16 protein-coding genes are annotated in these 20876 nt (G+C 69.4%); 9 read left to right on the forward strand and 7 right to left on the reverse strand.

The genetic code is table 11. The annotated features are described in order from the left end of the window. The first annotated feature begins 12 nt into the window (after window positions 1–12). From CYFUS_RS36010 to CYFUS_RS36040, 7 genes are all read left to right on the forward strand, one after another. Window positions 13–2253 carry a glycosyltransferase family 4 protein gene (locus CYFUS_RS36010; protein ID WP_095989328.1) on the forward strand — a complete coding sequence of 747 codons (2241 nt, stop codon included), beginning with the start codon at window positions 13–15 and terminating at the stop codon, window positions 2251–2253. Continuing rightward, window positions 2250–2717, forward strand: a complete 468-nt coding sequence (locus CYFUS_RS36015; RefSeq protein WP_095989329.1) for a hypothetical protein — start codon at window positions 2250–2252, stop codon at window positions 2715–2717. Before CYFUS_RS36010 ends, CYFUS_RS36015 begins: the two co-directional genes overlap by 4 nt. 26 nt (window positions 2718–2743) lie before the next feature. Next, window positions 2744–3544, forward strand: a complete 801-nt coding sequence (locus CYFUS_RS36020; protein ID WP_095989330.1) for a glycosyltransferase family 2 protein — start codon at window positions 2744–2746, stop codon at window positions 3542–3544. Continuing rightward, complete coding sequence (locus CYFUS_RS36025; RefSeq protein ID WP_095989331.1) at window positions 3541–4455, forward strand: class I SAM-dependent methyltransferase; 915 nt, start codon at window positions 3541–3543, stop codon at window positions 4453–4455. Before CYFUS_RS36020 ends, CYFUS_RS36025 begins: the two co-directional genes overlap by 4 nt. Then, window positions 4452–5858, forward strand: coding sequence for a hypothetical protein (locus CYFUS_RS36030; RefSeq protein WP_157758861.1), 1407 nt, complete (start codon window positions 4452–4454; stop codon window positions 5856–5858). The genes CYFUS_RS36025 and CYFUS_RS36030 overlap by 4 nt, the downstream gene beginning before the upstream one ends. Next, the gene (locus tag CYFUS_RS36035) at window positions 5855–7399 is read left to right on the forward strand and encodes a hypothetical protein (RefSeq protein ID WP_095989333.1); all 1545 of its coding nucleotides are present in this window, start codon (window positions 5855–5857) and stop codon (window positions 7397–7399) included. Before CYFUS_RS36030 ends, CYFUS_RS36035 begins: the two co-directional genes overlap by 4 nt. A 144-nt stretch (window positions 7400–7543) precedes the next feature. After that, a complete protein-coding gene (locus CYFUS_RS36040; protein WP_095989334.1) occupies window positions 7544–11332 on the forward strand; it encodes an FAD-dependent oxidoreductase in 3789 nt (1262 codons plus the stop codon). A 36-nt stretch (window positions 11333–11368) separates the two neighbouring features. Here the strand turns inward: CYFUS_RS36040 and CYFUS_RS36045 are convergent, their stop codons facing one another. Further along, window positions 11369–12058: a hypothetical protein gene (locus CYFUS_RS36045; RefSeq protein ID WP_095989335.1), complete on the reverse strand. Its 690-nt coding sequence runs from the start codon at window positions 12056–12058 to the stop codon at window positions 11369–11371. Between the two features lie 222 nt (window positions 12059–12280). On the opposite strand from CYFUS_RS36045, the gene CYFUS_RS36050 reads away from it, so the two are divergent. Continuing rightward, window positions 12281–12790: a SixA phosphatase family protein gene (locus CYFUS_RS36050; RefSeq protein ID WP_095989336.1), complete on the forward strand. Its 510-nt coding sequence runs from the start codon at window positions 12281–12283 to the stop codon at window positions 12788–12790. A gap of 3 nt (window positions 12791–12793) precedes the next feature. Further along, window positions 12794–13126, forward strand: coding sequence for an iron donor protein CyaY (cyaY, locus tag CYFUS_RS36055; protein WP_002621580.1), 333 nt, complete (start codon window positions 12794–12796; stop codon window positions 13124–13126). Between the two features lie 53 nt (window positions 13127–13179). On the opposite strand, the gene CYFUS_RS54130 is transcribed toward cyaY, so the two are convergent. The 6 genes from CYFUS_RS54130 to secA form a co-directional block, all read right to left on the reverse strand. Further along, window positions 13180–14160: a diguanylate cyclase gene (locus tag CYFUS_RS54130; protein WP_095989337.1), complete on the reverse strand. Its 981-nt coding sequence runs from the start codon at window positions 14158–14160 to the stop codon at window positions 13180–13182. A gap of 1 nt (window position 14161) precedes the next feature. Continuing rightward, on the reverse strand, window positions 14162–14716 hold the full coding sequence (gene frr / locus CYFUS_RS36065) for a ribosome recycling factor (RefSeq protein WP_095989338.1): 555 nt from the start codon (window positions 14714–14716) through the stop codon (window positions 14162–14164). A 33-nt stretch (window positions 14717–14749) separates the two neighbouring features. Beyond that, window positions 14750–15502, reverse strand: coding sequence for a UMP kinase (gene pyrH / locus CYFUS_RS36070; protein ID WP_095989339.1), 753 nt, complete (start codon window positions 15500–15502; stop codon window positions 14750–14752). A gap of 167 nt (window positions 15503–15669) precedes the next feature. Next, window positions 15670–16323, reverse strand: coding sequence for a translation elongation factor Ts (gene tsf / locus CYFUS_RS36075; protein WP_095989340.1), 654 nt, complete (start codon window positions 16321–16323; stop codon window positions 15670–15672). Between the two features lie 152 nt (window positions 16324–16475). Beyond that, window positions 16476–17453, reverse strand: a complete 978-nt coding sequence (rpsB, locus tag CYFUS_RS36080; RefSeq protein ID WP_095989341.1) for a 30S ribosomal protein S2 — start codon at window positions 17451–17453, stop codon at window positions 16476–16478. A gap of 250 nt (window positions 17454–17703) precedes the next feature. After that, a complete protein-coding gene (gene secA / locus CYFUS_RS36085; protein ID WP_095989342.1) occupies window positions 17704–20538 on the reverse strand; it encodes a preprotein translocase subunit SecA in 2835 nt (944 codons plus the stop codon). Window positions 20539–20876 lie beyond the last annotated feature (338 nt).

Here is a 20876-nt window from a genome sequence, read left to right on the forward strand (position 1 = left end):
CAGGGGCCCCCTATGGCGGTCCATCAGCTGATTCCGAGCTTCGTGGCGGGCGATGCCACCGGGCAGGCGGCCCTGCACCTGCAACTGCTGCTGCGCCGGCTCGGCCATGCGGGCGAGCTGTACGCGGCCGAGGTCGGCAAGGGCCTGGGCTCGCTCGCGCACCCCGCCGCGGCGCTGCGCCCGGGACCGGAGGATCTCGTCCTCTACCACCACGGCATCGCCTCGCCGCTGAGCGGCCAGCTCCTGCACCTGCCCTGCCGCCGAGGCATCGTCTTCCACAACATCAGCCCCGCGAACACCTACGCGGGCACCCCGCTGGCCGAGGCACTGCGCACCGGACGGGCCCAGCTCGCCGCCATGGCCCCCTTCGTGGACGTGGCCCTCGGCGTGTCGGACTACAACAGCGCCGAGCTGCGCGAGGCCGGCTACCGCGACGTGCACACCGTGCCCCTCTTCGTCGAGCCCTCCCGTTTCGCCCGGGCGGGTGCGGACGCGCAGATGCTGCGGCGGCTCGAGGGCCCCGGTCCCGTCATTCTCTCGGTGAGCCGCGTGGCTCCCCACAAGCGCTTCGAGGATCTGCTCGCGCTGCACGCACAGGTGCTCGAGGTGCGACCCCAGGCCCGCCTGCTGCTGGTGGGAGGCTATGAGCCGGGCAGCCGCTACTTCCGCTCGCTCCAGCGCACGGCCCGGGGACTCTCAGGGGTGCACTTCCTCGGACGGCTCGACCATGCCCAGCTCGTGGCGGCGTACCGCTCGGCGGATGTCTTCGTCTCCATGAGCGAGCACGAGGGCTTCGGCGTCCCGCTCATCGAGGCCATGGCCGCCGAGGTGCCCGTGCTGGCCTACGCCGCGGCGGCCGTGCCGGAGACGCTCGGGGGCGCGGGCATCGCCTTCGACGAGAAGCGCTTCGCCTTCCTCGCCGAGCTGGTGGTGGAGGTATGCGAGGACAAGGCCCTGCGCGAGCGGCTGCTCGCGGGCCAGGCCCGCCGGCTGAAACACTTCTCCGCCGACGCGAGCCAGGAAGCCCTCGCGCGCGCCCTGCCCTTGCCGCCCAAACCCGCGCAACGCGCGCGGGGCACGAGGAAGAAGCCCCGCGTGGGCTTCGTGGTGCAGCGCTACGGCGAGGTGACGGGAGGCGCCGAGCGCCACGCGCAGCAGGTGGTGGAGCAGCTCGCGCCGCACTGGGACGTGACGGTGCTCACCACCTGCGCGAGGAACCACCTCACCTGGGAGAACGCCTTCCCTCCGGGCGAGGAGCGGGCCGCGGACGGCGTGCGGATCCTCCGCTTCCCGGTGACGCGCGTGCGCCACATCCGGCCCTTCAACGCCCTGTCCCGGCAGGTCTTCGATCGGAGCAACGAGCGGCTGCGCGAGGAGCACTGGGTGGCCGAGCAGGGGCCGGTGGTGCCCGGGCTGCTCGAGCACCTGGACACGCACGGCGCCGACTACGACGGCTTCGTCTTCTTCACCTACCTCTATGCGCCCACGGTGTGGGGGCTGCCGCTGGTGGCGGATCGGGCGTTGCTCGTGCCCACGGCGCATGACGAGCCGCCCCTGCGCTTCGGCGCCTACGCGGACGTGTTCGAGCGCCCGCGCGCCCTCTTGTGCAACACGCCCGAGGAGGTGGCGCTCATCGGCCGCGCCTGGCCGGGCCATGCCCGCGCGCGGGTGGTGGGCGTGGGGGTGGAGGTGCCTCCGGACGTGAATCCCCAGCGCTTCCGGGAGCGCCATGGCCTGCACAACCCCTATCTGCTCTATCTGGGGCGGTTGGAGGCCGGCAAGGGCATCCCCGAGCTGCTGTCGCACTACCGGGAGCTGCGCGCGCGCTTCCACGACGCGCCGGATCTGGTGCTCGCGGGCGAGGCGCACATGGAGCTGCGCGGCGAGGGCGTGCACGCGGTGGGCCGCATTGGCGAGCAGGAGAAGTACGACGCGCTGGCCGGGGCCCTGGCGGTGACGGTGCCCTCGCGCTTCGAGAGCCTGTCGCTGCTCACGCTGGAGGCGTTCGCCTCGGGCACGCCGGTGCTGGTCAACGGGCACTCGGAGGTGCTGGTGGGCCAGGTGGAGCGCAGTGGCGCGGGCCGCGTCTACACGGATCTCGAGTCCTTCATCTCGGGGCTGCGCGAGGTGGGCGAGCAGCGCGGCCGGTTGAGCCAGAAGGCCCGGACGTACGCCGAGCGCCACACGTGGCCCCAGGTGGTGGACGCCTACCGCGAAGAGATGGAGCGCATCCTGAGGGAGAAGAGCCGATGAAACTGCTGGGACGAGACATCCCCGCGCGCGAGCTGGTCGCGCGCATCGAGGAGCGCCTTCGCACGCGTGGCCTGCCGTCCTCCGAGCCCGTGGACGTGCCCCCCTCCGGGGTGGAGCCCCGGGTGGATCCCCTCGCCTTCAACCTCCAGGCGCTGGCGGAGCACGCGGACCCCACCCGCCCGCTGCCCCCGCACACCCACCGGGGCGGCGCGGGCCAGCTCGTGCTGGTGGCCAAGTGGGCCTTCCGCCAGACGTGCCAGGTGTTCATCAACGAGACGCTCGGCCGCCAGCGCGCCTTCAACGGGCATGTGCGCGACTCCTACGCCCAGCTCTCCGCCGAGGTGGTGCGGCTGCGCGCCGAGGTGGAAGCCCTGCGCGCCGCCCAGACGACGCCCCCGGCTCCGCCGCCGACTCCAGCGCCGCCCGCGAAGCGCCGCGTCGCCAAGACGCCAGAGCGGGGATGAACTCGGGGCAACCCAAAGGAACAACGATGCTCGACAACAAGAAGATTTGTGTCGTGATGCCTGGGTACAACGCCGAGAACACCGTCCAGAAGACCTACGACGAGATCCCCAAGGACATCGTCGACGACATCATCCTCGTCGATGATGGCTCCAAGGATCGCACGGCGGAGGTCGCGCGCTCGCTGGGGGTGCACACGATCGTCCACCCGAGGAACCGGGGCTACGGCGGCAACCAGAAGACCTGCTACACCGAGGCGCTCAAGCGAGGCGCGGACATCGTGGTGATGCTCCACCCCGACTACCAGTACACGCCCAAGCTCATCCCCGCGCTGACCTCGTGCATCAGCAGCGGCGTCTACGACATCGCGCTGGGCTCGCGCATCCTGGGCAAGTCGGCGCTCCAGGGCGGCATGCCGCTCTACAAGTTCGTGGCCAACCGCGTCCTCACCGCCGTGGAGAACATCCTCGTCGACCACCGCCTCAGCGAGTACCACACGGGCTATCGCGCCTTCTCGCGCGAGGTGCTGCTCACCCTGCCGCTGGAGGAGAACGACGACGACTTCGTGTTCGACAACCAGATGCTGGTGCAGGCCATCCACTTCGGCTTCCGCATCGGCGAGGTGAGCTGTCCCACGCGCTACGAGACGGACTCGTCCTCCATCAGCTTCGCCAGGAGCGTGCGCTACGGCTTCGGCGTGCTGGAGACCGCGGCCCAGTTGCGGCTGACCCGGATGGGGCTCCTCCATCCGCGCTTCCTCTCGCCAGAGGGGCGCAAGCTGACGCTGCCGACCGGGCCTTCCTCCCAGGCGGCGGAGTCGCGCTCGTGAAGTGCGTGGGCTGTGGCGGCCCACTGAGGACCCGCTTCGCCCGGGTGGTGGATCCGCGCACGCGTGATGTCTTCACCCTCGACGAGTGCCAGGACTGTGGGTTGGGGCACACGCTGCCCCAGCCCGAGGATCTCACGCCCTACTACGGAGAGACCTACCACGGTGGCCGGCATGGGATGACGGCCGCCTGGTGCAACGCCCGGCGGCTGCGGCTCGTGCGGCAGGCGGCGGGGAGGAGCACGGGAGGCCGGCTGTTGGACGTGGGCTGCGGAGATGGCTCCTTCCTGCTCGCCGCCCGGAAGCGGGGCTGGCGGGTGCTGGGCACGGAGTTCAACCCGCGAGGAGCACGTGAGGCGGGGCTCGAGGTGTACGAGCGCATCGAGGAGGTGCTGCCTGGCGGGAAGTTCGACTGCATCACGCTCTGGCACAGCCTGGAGCACCTGAGGGATCCGCTGGCCAGCCTCCGGATGCTCTCGGGCGCCCTGGCGCCTGGAGGCGTCATCGTGCTGGCGGTGCCCGACGCGGATGGAGTCCAGGCCCGCCTCTTCGGCCCCGCGTGGTTCCACCTGGACGTGCCCCGCCACCTGTACCACTTCGGCCGAGGGTCGCTCACGCGCATGGTCGAGCGCGCCGGGCTCCGCGTGGAGCGCCACTGGCACCAGGAGTTCGAGTACGACGTGATGGGCGTCGCCCAGAGTGCCCTCAACGTGCTGATGCCCACGCCCAACGTCTTCTTCGATCGGCTCACCGGCAAGCCCTCGGAGGGCGGCCCCACCGAGCGCGCCCTGAGCTTCGCCCTGGGCCCGGCCTTGAGCGCCCTGGCCATGCCCCCGGTGACCCTGACCACCCTGCTCGAGCGCGGGGGCACGCTCATCGTCTCCGCCCGGCCCACCGCCACCTCCCCCTCATGAACACCCCCTCTCCCGACGATCGGGCCCTCTTCGCTCCCTTGGTCGCCATCGCGGCCGTGGGGCTCGGCTACGCCATCCAGGTGTCCAACGGAAACCTCCATCCGGAGTCGGTGACGTGGCTCACGGTGGCGCTGGTGACCTCGACGCTCGCCCTGGTCCTGCCGACGCTCCGGCGGGAGGACGCCGCCCGGCATGCCGAGCGCGTGGCGGTGCTCGTGCTGGGCGCGGGTCTCATCTGGCAGTTCGCCCAGCTCACCACGACCTCGCCCGCCATGTACCTGCGGCCCGGAAAGGGAGGCTTCCAGCCCTTTCTCATGGGGATCGCGGCCGCGGCGGTGCTCGCGGGGGCGGGACTGGGTAGCGGCTCGTGGCTGGGCCGGTGGCGGATGCCGCTCCTCGTGGGCGTCCACCTGGCCCTGGGCTACTGGATTTTGCGTGCCTCTCCCCAGCCGCACATCGACGTCTTCGCCTGGCATGTCGAGGCGCTCCGGGCCCTGGGCCGGGGTGTGAACCCCTACGCCATCACCATGCCGGACATCTACGGACACGACCTGTTCTATGGACCGGGGCTGCTGGTGGATGGCCGGGTGCAGGTGGGCTTCCCCTACCCTCCGCTCAGCCTGCTGATCGCCGGCGCTGGATACGTGCTCGGCGGGGACTACCGCTGGTCGAACCTGGTGGCGATGGGACTGGCCGCGTTGCTGATGACGCATTGCCGACCGGGGCGCTGGCCCGCGGTGGCCGCGGCGGTCTTCCTCTTCACCCCGAGGACCTTCTTCGTGCTCGAGCAGGGCTGGACGGACACCTATGTCGTGCTCCTGCTGGCGCTCACCGTCTGGTGTGCCTGCCGCTCGCCCCGGATGCTGCCCGTGGCCCTGGGCCTGCTCTTCGCCATCAAGCACTACATGGTGCTCGCCGCCCCACTCGTCGTCCTGCTGCACCCCGGCGCCTCGCCCTGGCGCGCCACGGTGCGCACGCTGCTCAAGGCCGCGGCCCTCGCGGCGATCATCACCCTGCCCTTCGCCGTGCTCGATCCCGCGGCCTTCTTCCAGGATCTGATCGGCTTCCAGTTCCGCCAGCCCTTCCGCGTCGAGTCGCTCAGCTACCTCGCCTGGTGGAACCAGCGCACGGGCGTGCGGCCACCGTCCCTGCTGGGGTTCGTCGCGGTGCTGCCCGCGCTCGGCCTCGCCCTCTGGCGAGCGCCTCGCACCCCCGCGGGCTTCGCGTTGGCGGTGGGCCTGCTGTTCATGGCCTTCTTCGCCTTCAGCAAGCAGGCGTTCTGCAACTACTACTACTTCATCGTCGCCGCCCTCTGCTGCGCGCTCGCCGCCTGGAACGCCCCCGCTCGGCCCCTCGAGGCACGGACCCCGGCTCCGGCGACCACGCCCCCCCCCGCCACATGAACGCGGTGGACAACGCCCCGCCTGGAGCCGGGCGGGGACTCGGCGGGGGCGCGCTGCTGGTGCTGCTCACGTTCCTGTTCCGTCTCCCGGCGATCCTCAACTTCGGCGCGCTCGACTCGGACATCGCCGTGGTGGGGTTGCAGGCCTGGCACCTGGGAGAAGGACCGAGACCCCTGCTGCTCTGGGGAACGACCTACCAGGGCGTGACCGCGCCCGTGATGGCGCGGCTGGTGGAGCTGCTGCTGCCCATCCGCGCCTCGCTCGCCGTGTCGTCGGTGCTGGGGCATGCGCTGCTGGTGCTCTGCCTGTATGGCGCGCTGCGGCGTCGGTTGCCCTCCAGGTGGGCGGCGCTCGCCGCGGCCTGCGTCGCGGTCTGCCCCGAGCCGCTCAACTTCCTCACCTACAGCGCCTTCCGCATCTGGGCCTTCACCCTGCTCTTCGCCGGGCTGTACCTCGCCGAGCGCTCCGCGCGGGCCGGCTCTTCCACCCGCCGGCTGCTGCTCGCGGTGATGGCCGGAGGAGCCGTGGGGCTGGGCTACTACACGGACCTCTTCGTCCTGCAGTTGCTGCCCGGGGTGGTGCTCTACCTGTTGGGGTGGGCATGGGAGCCACGCGCGTCCCGGTGGCTCGCGCTGGGCGGGGCGCTCGTGGGCTTCGGACTCGGGAGCATCCCGCGCTGGCTGGCCAGGATGGAGGCGCCCCAGCTCAGCGAGCTGTCCTGGTCGAACCTGAAGCACAACTGGCCGCTCTTCTGGAGCAAGTGCCTGCCCTATGTCACCGGCACCAAGCTGTTCGCCACGACCACGGGCTTCGATCGGCCCGAGCAGGTGCTGGAGGGACCCTGGCTCGTACTCGCCTCGGTGGGCATGGGGCTCTTCGCTGGAATGGCGGTGGCGGGAGCGCTCCTGAGCCTCGCCCCTGGGATGGAGTGGAGCGCGCGCCGGCTCGCCTGGTGTGGCGCGGCCTGGATGGGGGCATCCCTCGTGGCGTTCCTCTTCACCCGCCGTCCGCAGGATTTGATGAGCGCGCGCTACCTCGTGCCCGTGTTGCTGGGATTTCCACTGCTGGTGTCACCCGTGCTCGCCCGGCTCCCGCGGGGGCGGGGGACGGTGTGGGTGTCCGCCCTGCTGCTACCGGTGATCGCGCACTTCGGCGTGGCGGGCTGGCGGGGCCATGGCGGATGGATCCACCACGGACTGCCGCGAATCACCCCGGAGGGCAACGGCGATGATGCCCGGGTATTGTTGAGCGCGCTCCAGCAGCGGGGCGTGGAGGCCGCCGTCGCCGACTATTGGGTCGCCTATCGGCTCACCTACCTCTGGAAGGAACAGGTGACCGTGGCGCCCGGCACCGGCGACAACCGGTATGCCCCCTACTCGCGCCGGTTCGAATCGGCCGCGCGGCGGGCCCTGCTCTTCTCCGCGATCGTTCCCGGCTCCCGCTACCTCGTTCCCGGACCCTGGGAAGCCACGCTCCGCCGGGAGGGTTGGCCCCACGAGCGGCTCACGGCGGGTCCCTACGAGGTGCTCCTGCTGAAATAGCGGGGCCGAGGGGGAGAAGGGGCGGGGCACGCCCTCCCGCCCGGCTGGCGGTCCCGCTTGCTTTCCAGGCGGTAAGTCGCGAAATAGGAGCGGATCCAGCAGCCGTTCCACTCTGGTTGCCCTCTCTCCTTGACGGCCCGTGACATGCAATCCTTGAACGCTCTTCCTTCCAACGACGGACCCGCGCTGACCCTCGGTATTCCCGGCTTCAGCTTCGAGGATCTCTACCGTCCGCGCGGGCTGCGCCGCCTGTCCGATCACTTCGACGCCCAGCTGGCCAAGGACGAGCCCGAGCTCTTCCAGAGCTTCGACGCCTACCGCAAGGCGGGCGGCAAGGGCCTCGAGGGCCCCGCCGAGTCCGAGCTGCTCATCCGCGTGGCGCGCCATGTGGGCGCCTTCGTGTCCAAGCTCTTCGGCGTCGAGGCCGAGTCGGACCGGCTGGCGCGCTCGCTCAAGAGCGAGCTGCCCCTGTTCGACTTCAAGCGCGAGTTCATCACCCGCCGCGTGTTCAAGAAGGGCGCCGCGGATCGCCCCTCGCTCGCCGAGTACCCGTCGCTGGACGCGCGGATGCGGCTGATGCTGTCGCTCGCCTTCCCCGAGGCGCTCGCGAGCGACGACGTGGAGCGCGCGCTGGCCGAGTCGCTGCTCACGCTGATGGATCTGGAGCGGCTGTTCTCCGGCACCTCCGGCAACCTGCCGCCCCTCACGCCCGAGCAGTCCGAGACGCTGCGCACCCGGTGGACGGGCCTGCGCGCCGCGCTGCTGTCGGCGCCCGAGGGCAAGGAGGCGTTCGGCTCCAGCCTGGTGCAGCAGGGCTCGGACGAGGCGGAGCTGCAGTCGGTGCGCAACCTCTTGTCGCTGGCGGACCGCTGGACGTACGCGCGCGCGCTGCACCCGGAGATGAAGGAGCTGTTCCACAAGTGGCCCACGCACCGGGTGCCCAAGCCGCTGGTGTTCGATCAGCTCGTGCAGCTCGAGCGGCCGGACCCGAACATGCCCGAGGCCACGCAGGGCTCGGAGCACCACCTGCGCTACCGCGACGGCTTCAAGCTGACGGATCCGCGCGGCACCCAGCGCGAGGTGATGGGCGAGGTGGACTACTGCGTCATCTGCCACGAGCGCAAGAAGGACTCGTGCTCCACGGGCTTCGTGGCGAAGGATCCGGTGGCCGAGGGCCACACGTACAAGAAGAACCCGCTGGGGATTCCGCTCACCGGCTGTCCGCTGGACGAGCGCATCTCGGAGGCGCACGCGCTCAAGCGCGAGGGCCTGTCGGTGGGCGCGCTGGCCATGGTGATGCTGGACAACCCGATGTGTCCGGGCACCGGCCACCGCATCTGCAACGACTGCATGAAGGCCTGCGTCTTCCAGAAGCAGGAGCCGGTGAACATCCCCCTGGCGGAGACGGGCACGCTCACCGAGGTGCTGGGCCTGCCCTGGGGCTTCGAGATCTACGGCCTGCTCACGCGCTGGAATCCGCTCAACGTGCGTCGTCCGTACGCGCTGCCGTACGTGGGCCGCAACGTGCTCGTGGTGGGCATGGGCCCCGCGGGCTACACGCTCTCGCACTACCTGGTGAACGAGGGCTTTGGCGTGGTGGGCATCGACGGCCTGAAGATCGAGCCCTTCCCGGACGAGCTGGTGGGCCGCAACGGCAAGAAGCTCCTGCCCATCCACGACTGGCACGCCATCACCCGCGAGCTGGACGAGCGCATCCAGGAGGGCTTCGGCGGCGTGTCCGAGTACGGCATCACCGTGCGCTGGGACAAGAACTTCCTCACCCTGCTCCACCTGACGCTCGAGCGGCGCGAGAACCTGCGCATCTACGGCGGCATCCGCTTCGGTGGCACGCTCACCATCGAGGACGCGTGGAAGATGGGGTTCGATCACCTCGCGATCGCCGCGGGCGCGGGCAAGCCCACCATCATCGGGATGAAGAACAACCTCATCCGGGGCATCCGCAAGGCGAGCGACTTCCTCATGGCGCTGCAGCTCACGGGCGCCTTCAAGCGCGACTCGCTCACCAACCTCCAGGTGCGCCTGCCGGCCATCGTCATCGGCGGTGGCCTCACCGGCATCGACACCGCCACGGAGCTGATGGCGTACTACCCGGTGCAGGTGGAGAAGACGCTGCTGCGGCACGAGCAGCTCGTGGCGGAGCTGGGCGAGGAGACGGTGCTCGCGCGGCTGGATCCCGAGGAGAAGGCGACCTACCTCACCTTCCTGGAGCATGGCCGGGCGGTGCGCGCCGAGCGCGAGAGCGCGAAGGCCGAGGGACGGGCGCCGGACTTCATCCGGCTGGTGCGCGGCTGGGGCGGCGTGAGCCTGGTGTACCGCCGCGGCCTCACCGAGTCGCCCGCCTACCGCCTCAACCACGAGGAGGTGTCCAAGGCGCTCGAGGAGGGCATCCGCTTCATCGAGCGCATGAGCCCGGTGGAGGCGCTGGCGGACGAGAAGGGCGCGGTGCGGGCGCTGCGCTTCGAGCGCATGGTGACGAAGGACGGCAAGCTGCGCGGCAGCGGCGAGTTCTTCGAGATGCCCGCGCGCACGGTGTGCGTGGCGGCCGGCACGGCGCCCAACGTCACCTACGAGAAGGAGTACCCGGGCACCTTCGAGCTGGACGAGAACAAGGAGTACTTCCGCAGCTACGAGCTGGCCGAGTCCCCCGAGGGCTTCTCCCTGTCCGAGGTGAAGCCGGTGGAGGACATCGGCGCGAAGGTGGGCTTCTTCACCTCGTACCGCAAGGAGGGCCACTTCGTTTCCTACTTCGGAGACAACCACCCCACCTACGCGGGCAACGTGGTGAAGGCCATGGCGAGCGCGAAGGATGGCTACCCCGAGGTGGCGCGGCTGTACGCGAAGGAAGTGGCGGCGCTGGACTTCAACGACGAGCTGGCGCAGGCGCGGCGCGACGAGAAGCTGGCGGCGCACTTCGGCAAGCTGGACGAGGCGTTGCTCGCGCGCGTGGTGACGGTCAACCGGCTCACGCCCACCATCGTGGAGGTGGTGGTGAAGGCGCCCTTCGCCGCGCAGCACTTCGAGCCCGGCCAGTTCTACCGGCTGCAGAACTTCGAGCGGACGGCGACGGTGGTGGACGGGGTGCGGCTCACCATGGAGGGCCTGGCGCTCACGGGCGCGTGGGTGGACAAGGAGAAGGGGCTCATGGGCACCATCGTGCTGGAGATGGGCTCCTCGTCCCGGCTGTGCGCGGCGCTCAAGCCGGGCGAGCCGGTGGTGGTGATGGGTCCCACGGGCGCGCCCACGGAGATCCCGCACAACGAGACGGTGCTGCTGGTGGGCGGAGGCCTGGGCAACGCGGTGCTCTTCTCCATCGCGCGCTCGCTGCGCGCCGCCGGGTGCAAGGTGGTGTACTTCGCCGGCTTCCGTCAGCGCGCGGACGTCTTCAAGCACGAGGAGATCGAGGCCTCCACGGACCAGGTGGTGTGGTCGGTGGACGCGGGCGATACCATCGAGCCGCGGCGTCCCCAGGACTCGTCCTTCCGGGGCAACGTGGTGCAGGCGATGCTCGCCTACGCCAAGGGTGAGCTGAGCACGAAGCCCCTGGTCTCCTTCAGCCAGGTGGATCGCATCATCGCCATCGGCTCGGACCGGATGATGCGCGCGGTGCAGGAGGCCCGGCACGGGGTGCTCCAGCCCCACCTCAAGCCCGAGCACGAGGCGATCGGCTCCATCAACTCGCCCATGCAGTGCATGATGAAGGAGATCTGCGCGCAGTGCCTGCAGCGGCACGTGGATCCGAAGACGGGCAAGGAGACGTGGGTGTTCTCCTGCTTCAACCAGGATCAGCGCCTGGACGAGGTGGACTTCGCCAACCTCAACCAGCGGCTGCGCGGCAACACGGTCCTGGAGAAGATGTCGGACCTGTACCTGGCGCAGCTGCTCAAGAAGGTGCCCGGCCTGCGCCGCGTGTAGGCCCGCGTGCAGGCTCCGGTGGGGGGGGGTGGGCGCCTACTGGGCCCTGCCCCCGAACGAGCGGAGCATGTCCTGGTAGTTGTTCATCAGCTCCTGCTCCCGGGTGAGCACCAGGTCCACGTTGGCGTCCCCGTGGACCTTGCGCACCGAGGCGAGCTTCTCCGTCTCCTGCAGGCGCAGGCGCATGGCGTCGATCTGCGGCGCCAGCTCCGCGGCCTGCTCGGGCTTGAGCCGGGCCTGCATCTGCTCGAGCTTCTGGAGTTCTCCGGACAGGTCCAGCATGGCCGCCATGTGCCGCTGGGTGATGACGTCCGTCACCAGCGAGCCGATGCGGTTGACGTCCTGCTCGCTCAGGCCCACGTCGCGGCGCGCCTTGTCCTCGAGCTCCGCCTTGCTCTCGATGGCCTTCATGGACTCGGACAGGCGGCCCTGGCCCCGGGCGGGGGTGCCGGGAGCCTCCTGGAAGCGGGCCCGGGCCGCCTGGAGCTCCCGGGCCACGGCGGCGTAGGCCGACTGCACCGTGCGCTGGTAGCTCACATAGGCATCCAGCTTCTCCCGCGTCAGCACATAGGGCTTGCTGTCATCGAAGGGGTCGGCGCCCGTGCCCGGGGCCTCCTCCCGGCCGGCCTGCGCCTCCTGCCTCGGCCCGGCCGTGGCGGCGGGCCCTTCCTTCTTGCATCCGGACAACAGGCCAGCGGCGAACACCACCCACAACACCTTGCGCATCCAGGAGCCTCCTGGGGGCGTACCTACCCCATCGAGGAAAAGGGCGCAGTATAGGGGTTCCCCGGCCGCCACGGGGCTGGGGTCGGACCGGCCGGAGGTGCTCTGGCTGCCTGCTGGCCAGCGGGCAAGGCCCCAACATCCAACAATCGCCGCATTACCTTTGACCAACCCATTCGCGGTCGTGTACGAACCGCGGTTCGTTCAGGTAGCGGTGGAGGCACCTTGAGGATCTTCCTGGTAAGGCACGGAGAGGCGGACGCGGAGGCCCCCGAGGGACTCGGCGACGAGGCTCGCGCGCTCACTGCCAAGGCCCGAGCCAACACGGCCGCGCATTTCGCGTCGCTGGCGGAGCGCATCGGTACAGTCTCGCTCGTGCTCACGAGCCCACTGGTGCGCACGGTGCAGACGGCGCAAATGCTCTCCACCTCCCTGAAGCACGAGGGGCCGCTGCGAGTGCACCGCTGCCTGCTGCCGGACATGCCGGTGGGAGCCGTGACGCCCGTCATCGACGAGCACGCGGGCGAGAACATCATCCTCGTGGGCCATCAGCCCTCCATGGGCGCCCTGGCCACCCACCTGCTCGGGATGCAGTCGTTCCCCAAGCAGGTGAGCCCCGGCACCGTCATCGCCATCGAGCGCCCGGACGCCACCGAGCCCGGCGTCGCTCCCGCCCCCGCGAAGCTGCTCTTCTTCGCCTCGCCGGGCCAGCAGATCATCGACGTCCTCCAGTAGCCGATGATGGACGAGGCCACCTACAACCAGCTCGTGGCGGGGGCGTTCAAGCGCATCCTCGCCGCGGCGGACGGGATTGATCCCGACGTGCTGGAGGCCGAGAGCACGGGCGACATGGTGACGCTCACCAGCGCCTCGCGCGAGAAGTGCATCGTCAACACCCAGCGCGCCGTGCGGCAGATCTGGGTCGCCGGCCGCGGGCAGGGCATCCACTTCTCCTACGAGCCCACCCGGGGCCTCTGGCTGGACGACAAGGGCAAGGGGCTCGAGCTGTTCCGCTTCGTGGCGGACGTCGTCCAGGACATCTCCGGCGAGCCGCTCACCTACCGCGCCTGACAGGAGGCGTGCCGGCCCCCCTCCTCCACCGGTGGGAGGGAGGGGCCTGACTGCTACTCCTGCTCCTCCGGAGTCGTCTCCGGGGCGGCGTCCGAGGCCGCCGACGCGGCGGGCTCCGAGACCACCGCGCGCCCCACGACGCGATCTCCGCCGTCCGCCTGCGCGCGGCGCAGGGCCTCGCCCGCCTCCTTCATCAGGCTGCCGAAGCTCACCTGGGCCTGGCCCTTGGCCGCCGACGGCTCGAACACCGCGACGCCCAGCGACGCCGTGAGGCCCTGGACGGACTCCACCTGCTTGACGCGCTGGCGCAACCGCTCCGCCACCACCAGGGCCCCCTCGTAGGGGGTATAGGGCAGGAAGATGATGAAGCGCCCCTCGGCGAAGGGCACCGCCACGTCGATGTCCCGCAGCCCGTCGCTGATGTGCCGGAGCGTCTCCGCCAGCGCGGACGTGCGCAGCGGGGGCGGCAGCGACGCGAGCGTCTCCGCGTAGCGATCCGGCTCCAGGAGCAGGTAGGCGATGGGGTAGCGGTAGCGGCGGCTGCGCTTGACTTCCATGAAGAGCAACCGCTTGAAGAACTCCAGGTCCGTCAGCGGCACCGTCGCCTCGCGGCGGTTGCCCTGCTGCTGCAGGAGCTGCATCTCGGTGCGCGCCACCGACACCGCCTCGCGCGCCTTGGAGAGTTGGATCATCAGGCTCACGCACGACACCACGGTGGCGCGCTTGAGGGGCCCCACCAGACACGCCTCGGCTCCGGCGGAGGCCGAGCGCGTCTCGGGGCTCTCCTCCTCCGGCAGGTAGAGCAGCAGCACCGGCGTGCCCGGCAGCTCCTCCTTCACCTGCCGGCAGAGGCTCTCCCCGTCGAAACTCTCCGTGACGGAAGACAGCACGAGGACGGGCGCCAGCTCGCGCACCCGCTCCAGGGCCTCCGGGACCGCGCCGGCCACCAACACCTCATGGCCGGCACCCTCCAGGAAGCGGCGCAGCGCCCCGGCCACCGCGACCGAGGGCTCCGCGACGAGGACCAGCGCCATCTCAGACCTCCATCACTTCCTTCTCCTTCTTGGAGATGATCTCGTCGACCTTCTTCACGCCCTCGTCCGTCTCCTTCTGCACCTTTTCCGTCAGGCGCTTGGAGTCGTCCTCGGTGATCTTCTTGTCCTTGAGCTGCGCCTTGAGCGCCTCGTTGGCGTCGCGGCGGATGTTGCGGATGGCGACCTTGTGATCCTCGCCCTTGGTCTTCACCTGCTTGGCGATCTCCTTGCGCCGCTCCTCGGTGAGCGGGGGGAAGGGCAGGCGGATGACCTCGCCGTCGTTCATCGGGTTGATGCCGAGGTTGGCCTCGCGGATGGCCTTCTCGATGTCCTTGAGGACGCTCTTCTCCCAGGGCTTGATGATGATGAGCCGGGGCTCGGGCGAGGTGACGTTGGCCACGCCGCTCAGGGGCGTGGGGGTGCCGTAGTAGTCCACCCGGATGCCGTCCAGCAGGTTGGGGCTGGCGCGGCCGGTGCGCACCTTGGTGAGCTCCTTCTTGAGATCATCGAGCGTCTTGTCGATACGGCCCTTCAGATCGGTCACGACGTCTGCCATGTGCAGGTCTCCTTGCGAAGCGTCCGTACTGCCTCAGGCCCAGGCGGTCTCGCCCACGCCCACCAGGGTGCCAATCTCCCCGAGCTGCCCCAGGGTCGCCTTGGCGATGTTGCCGCGCTGGGTCAGGTCGAACACGATGATGGGCAGCTTGTTGTCCATGCAGAGCGAGATGGCGGTGGAGTCCATCACGTTCAGGTTCTGCTGGAGCACGTCCATGTACGTGAGCGTCCGGTAGCGGCGCGCGGAGGAGTCCTTCTTGGGATCCGCGTTGTACACGCCGTCCACCTTGGTGGCCTTGAGGATGACCTCGGCGTTGATCTCCATGGCGCGCAGGGAGGCGGCGGTGTCGGTGGTGAAGTAGGGGTTGCCGGTGCCGGCGGCGAAGATGACGATGCGGCCCTTCTCCAGGTGGCGCACGGCGCGCCGGCGGATGTAGGGCTCGGCGATCTGCTCCATCTTGATGGCCGAGAGCACGCGCGTGTGGCAGCCCTGCTTCTCCAGCGCGTCCTGCAGCGCCATGGAGTTGATGCAGGTGGCGAGCATGCCCATGTAGTCGGCGCTCGCGCGATCCATGCCCTCGGTGGAGCCGGCCACGCCGCGGAAGATGTTGCCTCCGCCAATGACCACGGCCAGCTCCACGCCGGCCTGCACCACCTCCTTCAACTCCGAGGCAATGCGCGTGAGCGTGGGCGGGTGGATGCCGTACTTCCCTTCACCCATCAGGGCTTCGCCAGACAGCTTGAGCAGGATGCGCTTGTAGCGCGGTGACGAGGCTGGAGCGGACATTGGCCCCGCTTCTATCCCCTCGTCCCGGCCGCATCAACGCCGGAGTGCCTCGGGCGTCCGCCAGAAAGCCCTCGGGCGAGGCGGGCACGCAAATGAAGAGGGCCGCGCCGCCCGGGGCTTCCCCGGGAGACACGGCCCTCGTCCGCCTCCTCGTGGAGGCGAGGGGCTCAGGCCTGGCCGAGCGTCTTGGCCACCTCGGCCGCCAGGTCGTCCTTCTTCTTCTCGATGCCGGCACCCACCTCGAAGCGGACGAAGCGGCGCACGGCGACCTTCTCGCCAATCTTCGCGGCGCGCTCGTTGATCATCTCGCCGACCTTCTTCTTGTCGTCCTTCACCCAGAACTGGTCCACGAGGCACACCTGCTCGTAGTACTTCTCCACCTTGCCCACGAGGATCTTGTCCCACATGGCCTCGGGCTTGCCCTGCTGCTTGAGCAGCTCGCGCTGGATCTCCTTCTCCTTGTCCAGCTTGTCGGTGGCGACCTCCTCGCGGCGCACGTACAGGGGGTTGGCCGCGGCGATGTGCATGGCCACGTCCTTCACCAGCTCCTGGAAGTCCGGGTTGCGGGCGACGAAGTCCGTCTCGCAGTTGACCTCCACGAGCACGCCGATGCGGCCGCCGTGGATGTAGGAGCCGATGAGGCCCTCGGCCGCCACGCGGCCTTCCTTGCTGCCCGCCTTGGCGATGCCCTTCTTGCGCAGCCACTCCTCGGCCTTCACGAAGTCACCCGCGGACTCGGCGAGCGCCTTCTTGCAATCCATCAAGCCCGCGCCGGTCTTCTCGCGGAGTTCCTTCACCATCGTGGCGCTGACGTCGGCCATGTGCGTCTCCAGGGGCCTCTCCGGACGCCTGGACGGCGGGAGGGGCGATTGAGGTTGTCAGGGGTGCTGCGGTTGAAAACAGAAAAGCCGGGCGGCGAGCGGGCGCCGTCCGGCTGGACTCCACGCGCCCCGTGGAAGGGGCGCGGACGGCATTACTCGGCGGCGGTCTCGCCACCCTCGCCAGAGGCGGACTCGCCCGACGAGGCGGCGGCGGAAGCGCCACCCTTCATCTCCACGAGCGGCCCCCGGCGGTCACCGCCGCGGTCGCCACGCTCACCACCGCGGCGCTCACCGCCCCGGTCGTTGCGGCGGGGACCCCGGCGATCGCCACCGCGGTCCTCGCGCTCACCCCGGCGGTCGTCACGGGCCTCCTCCTCGTCACGCTCCGCCGCGCCGCTGGCGCGGTAGCGGGCGCCGCCCTCGATGCAGGACTCGGCCACCTTGGAGGTGAAGAGCTTGATGGAGCGGATGGCGTCGTCGTTGCCCGGGATGACGAAGTCGATGCCGTCCGGGTCGCAGTTGGTGTCCACCACGCCGATGACGGGGATGCCGAGGCGGTTGGCCTCGTGCACGGCGATGTGCTCCTTCTTCGGGTCGATGACGAAGATGCACTTGGGCAGCTTGGTCATCTCCTTCACGCCGCCCAGGTTCTTCTCGAGCTTCTCGCGCTCGCGCTCCAGGGCCGCCACTTCCTTCTTGGGCAGGCGCTCGAAGGTGCCGTCCTCGGCCATCTTCTCCAGGGTCTTGAGCCGATCGATCCCCTGCTTGATGGTCTTGAAGTTGGTCAGCGTGCCACCCAGCCAGCGGCTGGTGACGAAGAACTGGCCCGAGCGGCGCGCCTCCTCCTGGATGACGTCCTGGGCCTGCTTCTTGGTGCCCACGAAGAGCACCGAGCCACCGCGCGCGGTGATGTCCGCCACGAAGCGGAAGGCCGCGCGGGCCATGTTGACCGTCTTCTGCAGGTCGATGATGTAGATGCCGTTGCGGGCGCCGAAGATGAAGGGCTTCATCTTGGGGTTCCAGCGCTTCGTCTGGTGGCCGAAGTGAACACCGGCCTCCAGGAGCTGCCGCATCGTGATGCCGCTGGCGGCGGCCATGGCCTGCTGCTGCGTCGTGTCTTGCGTTTCCATCTCGGTTCGTCCTCCACGCGCGGGGAAGGTCCGGCCGTTGCCTCCTCGACGGAAGCACCGAGGGCCGGGACGCGCGTGTGTGAAGTGGGTTGACTGCGGTGAAAAACCCGCCACCAGCCTGGGCCGGCGGCGGGCGCGGCTTCTCTAACAAAACCCCTCCCGGCCATGCAAGCTTCACGCGCACGGCGGGAGGGGCGGGAGTGGGGAATCCGGCTCCCCCGGAGGGCGAGGAGCCGGGCGGCGTCAAGTCCTAGACGCTGGCCTCGTTGGCGCCGTGGCACTTCTTGTACTTCTTGCCACTGCCGCAGGGGCACGGATCATTGCGGCCCACCTTGGGGCCCCCGCTCGGGGCGGCGGCTTGACGCGTCGCGGCGGGACGGGGAGCGGCCGGCTCGGCGAGCTTGCCGTCGGCGTCGGCGCGGCCCTCGTGCATCTGGCGCTGACGCTGGGCCATCTGCCGGGCGAGCCGGGCGGTCTCCTCGGCGGCGGCGGTGGCGGCGCGCGCCTGCACCCGCATCATCTGGCTGACGAACTGCGCGCTGATGGCGCCGAGCATCTGCATGAAGCCCGAGTAGCCCTCCTTCTTGTACTCCTGCTTGGGGTCCTTCTGGCCGTAGCCACGCAGGCCGATGCCCTGGCGCAGGTGGTCCATGGCGAGCAGGTGATCCTTCCACAGCGTGTCGATGGAGACGAGGTAGCGCACCTGGAGGAAGCGCAGGAACTCCTCACCGAACTCCTCCTCGCGCGCGCGGATGACCTTCTCCGCCGTCGCGTAGATGTCGTTCTGGATGTCCTCGCGCGAGCCCGCCGTGGCGAAGGACATCTCCAGGTTGAGCGTGTCCTTCACACCGCGCGCGAGCGCCTCGATGTCCCACGACGCCGGGTTCTTGGACGGGCAGTAGGTGTCGGTGAGCGACACGATCACGTCCTCGACGGCGTCGAGGATCATCTCCTTGTAGTCCGCCCAGGACACGGTCTGCTCGGTGCGCAGCTTGACGCGCGTCTTCTTGTCCTCGTCGTACTCCACGAGCGGGATGCCGGCGCCGGCGGCCAGCACCTTGCGGCGCAGCTTGTAGATGGTGCGCCGCTGCTGGTTCATCACGTCGTCGTACTCGAGCAGGTTCTTGCGGATGTCGAAGTTGTGGCCTTCCACCCGCCGCTGGGCGCTCTCGATGGCGCGGCTGAGCCACACGTGCTCGATGACCTCGCCCTCCTCCATGCCCAGGCGCTCCATCAGCCCCGAGATGCGCTCGGAGCCGAAGATGCGCATCAGGTCGTCCTCGAGCGACAGGTAGAAGCGGCTCGTGCCAGGGTCACCCTGGCGGCCCGCGCGGCCGCGCAGCTGGTTGTCGATGCGGCGCGACTCGTGGCGCTCGGTGCCGATGATGCACAGGCCCCCGGCCGCCATGACCTCCTCGCGCTCGCGGGACGTCTGCGCCTTGAACTTCGCCAGCGCCTCCTCGAAGCGCTGCTTGTGCGCGGCGAGTTCCTGCTGGTAGCCGGTGAGGTCCACCGGCTGGCCGTCGGGGCTGGGCGGCGGAGGCTGGGGCTCGGCGCCCACCTCGTGCTTGGCCATCGTCTCCGGGTTGCCGCCCAGGAGGATGTCCGTGCCGCGGCCGGCCATGTTGGTGGAGATGGTGATGGCGCCCTTGCGGCCCGCCTGCGCGATGATGTCCGCCTCGCGCTCGTGCTGCTTGGCGTTGAGCACGTTGTGGGGGATGCCCCGCTTGCTCAGGAAGCTGGCCACCACCTCGCTCTTGGCGATGGACACCGTGCCCACGAGCACCGGCTGCCCCTTCTTGTGCAGCTCCTCGATGTCCTTGCACACCGCCTCGAACTTCTCGCGCTCGGTCTTGTAGACCACGTCCTCCAGGTCCTGACGGATCATGGGCCGGTTGGTCGGCACCACGCGGACCTCGAGGTTGTAGATCTTCGCGAACTCCTCGGCCTCGGTGTCGGCGGTGCCGGTCATGCCCGAGAGCTTGGAGTACATGCGGAAGTAGTTCTGGAACGAGATGGTCGCCAGCGTCTGGTTCTCGTTCTCGATGTTCACGCCTTCCTTGGCCTCGACGGCCTGGTGCAGGCCATCCGACCAGCGGCGCCCCTTCATCAGGCGGCCGGTGAACTCGTCGACGATCATCACCTCGCCGTCACGCACCACGTAGTCGCGGTCGCGCTTGTAGAGCGTATGCGCGCGCAGCGCCTGGTCCACGTGGTGGAGCGTCTCGATCTCCGCCGGATCGTAGAGGTTGGCGATGCTCAGGCGCTTCTGCACCTTCTCGATGCCCGCGTCCGTGAGCGACACCGACTTGTGCTTCTCGTCCAGGATGTAGTCCTGATCCGGCACGAGCCCCGGAATCACCTTGTCGACCTTGTAGTATTTGTCGGTGGTGTCGTCGGTGGGGCCGGAGATGATGAGCGGGGTGCGCGCCTCGTCGATGAGGATGGAGTCCACCTCGTCGACGATGGCGTAGTTGAGCTCGCGCTGGACGTAGTCCTGCAGACGGAACTTCATGTTGTCGCGCAGGTAGTCGAAGCCGAACTCGTTGTTCTGCCCGTAGGTGATGTCCGCCCGGTAGGCCTCCTGGCGCTGCCGGTCGTTGAGCTCGTGCAGGATGCAGCCCGTCGTCATGCCCAGGAAGCGGTGGATGCGACCCATCTGCTCGGCGTCACGCCGGGCCAGGTAGTCGTTCACCGTGACGATGTGCACGCCGCGGTTGGACAGGGCGTTGAGGTAGCTGGGCAGGGTGGCGGTGAGCGTCTTGCCCTCGCCCGTGCGCATCTCCGCGATGCAGCCCTGGTGCAGGAACATGCCGCCGATGAGCTGCACGTCGTAGTGCCGCTGGCCGATCACCCGGCGGGCGGCCTCGCGCACCAGCGCGAAGGACTCGCAGAGCAGGTCGTCCAGCGGACGGCCGTTCTGCACCTCCTGTTTCATGCGCGCGGTGGCCGCGGGAAAGTCCTCGTCCTTGAGCTCCCGCATCTTGCTCTCCAACGCGTTGATGCGTTGGACCTTGGGACCCGTCTTCCGGAGCTCACGCTCGTTCTTGGTCCCGATGATCTTCTTCAGCGTCCATTCAATCATGCGATGGTGACTCTCCCGCCGGAGAGTCCACGATGGGACACGGCGAGTGAAGGGAAATCCCCGAAAGATAGGTGGGATGCTGGATGGAAACCATGCGTTTCTCCTCCGTCATCCCATCAGATTGGCCGCCGCGCGAGCGGCGGGACACAGTAAAGCGGAACCGAGGCCACGCAATGCCTTCTCGTCGAAAAGACCCCCGCCGTCCCGTCAGACGCCCCGCCCCCCGGCCCCGAAGGGCAACCCCTCCGCCCGGAACACGGCCGCCAGGCCCTCCCCTGGCGCCTCGCCGCCCCGGGTCAAGGCCCCCGTCCCCCCACCCACCACCCTCCCCGCCCAAC

Origin of the sequence: Cystobacter fuscus, assembly GCF_002305875.1 — a bacterium.
Taxonomy (GTDB): Bacteria; Myxococcota; Myxococcia; order Myxococcales; family Myxococcaceae; genus Cystobacter; species Cystobacter fuscus_A.

Bases quoted from the DNA above. Each gene is read 5' to 3' on its own strand.
- CYFUS_RS36010 (WP_095989328.1), top strand. From the start codon at position 13: ATGGCGGTCCATCAGCTGATTCCGAGCTTCGTGGCGGGCGATGCCACC.
- CYFUS_RS36015 (WP_095989329.1), top strand. From the start codon at position 2,250: ATGAAACTGCTGGGACGAGACATCCCCGCGCGCGAGCTGGTCGCGCGC.
- CYFUS_RS36020 (WP_095989330.1), top strand. From the start codon at position 2,744: ATGCTCGACAACAAGAAGATTTGTGTCGTGATGCCTGGGTACAACGCC.
- CYFUS_RS36030 (WP_157758861.1), top strand. From the start codon at position 4,452: ATGAACACCCCCTCTCCCGACGATCGGGCCCTCTTCGCTCCCTTGGTC.
- CYFUS_RS36035 (WP_095989333.1), top strand. From the start codon at position 5,855: ATGAACGCGGTGGACAACGCCCCGCCTGGAGCCGGGCGGGGACTCGGC.
- CYFUS_RS36040 (WP_095989334.1), top strand. From the start codon at position 7,544: ATGCAATCCTTGAACGCTCTTCCTTCCAACGACGGACCCGCGCTGACC.
- CYFUS_RS36045 (WP_095989335.1), bottom strand. From the start codon at position 12,058: ATGCGCAAGGTGTTGTGGGTGGTGTTCGCCGCTGGCCTGTTGTCCGGA.
- cyaY (WP_002621580.1), top strand. From the start codon at position 12,794: ATGATGGACGAGGCCACCTACAACCAGCTCGTGGCGGGGGCGTTCAAG.
- CYFUS_RS54130 (WP_095989337.1), bottom strand. From the start codon at position 14,160: ATGGCGCTGGTCCTCGTCGCGGAGCCCTCGGTCGCGGTGGCCGGGGCG.
- frr (WP_095989338.1), bottom strand. From the start codon at position 14,716: ATGGCAGACGTCGTGACCGATCTGAAGGGCCGTATCGACAAGACGCTC.
- pyrH (WP_095989339.1), bottom strand. From the start codon at position 15,502: ATGTCCGCTCCAGCCTCGTCACCGCGCTACAAGCGCATCCTGCTCAAG.
- tsf (WP_095989340.1), bottom strand. From the start codon at position 16,323: ATGGCCGACGTCAGCGCCACGATGGTGAAGGAACTCCGCGAGAAGACC.
- rpsB (WP_095989341.1), bottom strand. From the start codon at position 17,453: ATGGAAACGCAAGACACGACGCAGCAGCAGGCCATGGCCGCCGCCAGC.
- secA (WP_095989342.1), bottom strand. From the start codon at position 20,538: ATGATTGAATGGACGCTGAAGAAGATCATCGGGACCAAGAACGAGCGT.